Raw genomic sequence first — 351 nt, forward strand, 5'->3', positions numbered from 1 at the left:
CAGCGGCGAGGCACTGCCAGAGCCGTTGTTCGAGCTGAGGTCGGGAGTCGGACTGGTCCATACTACCTGTGAAGTCGTCGAAGGTAACGAGACGCATGGAAGGAAGGGACCAGCCCGAGGGGAGCCTGCGCGCGCGGAGGCCAGGGGCCGGACACAGAGCCGGGTTAGCTTGCCGCCGAACCTCAAGCGGGTGAACGCGGCAGCCAAGCAGGCTGCCCAAACCCGGTTCACGGCCCTGCTGCACCATGTCGATGACGACGCTCTTCTTTGGGCGTTTCGACGACAAAAGCGGCAGGCCAGCGCGGGGGTCGATGGGGTGACGGTGGCGAAGTACGAAGAGAGGCTGACGGA

General features: G+C 65.2%; 1 pseudogene. It reads left to right on the top strand.

Features of this window, described 5'->3' with window-relative positions:
• Positions 1–169 precede the first annotated feature (169 nt).
• A pseudogene (locus XH81_RS04730) lies at positions 170–351 on the top strand (group II intron reverse transcriptase/maturase); the annotation flags it as partial.

Origin of the sequence: Bradyrhizobium sp. CCBAU 25360 (genome assembly GCF_028128695.1) — a bacterium.
GTDB classification, from domain to species: Bacteria; Pseudomonadota; Alphaproteobacteria; order Rhizobiales; family Xanthobacteraceae; genus Bradyrhizobium; species Bradyrhizobium ottawaense.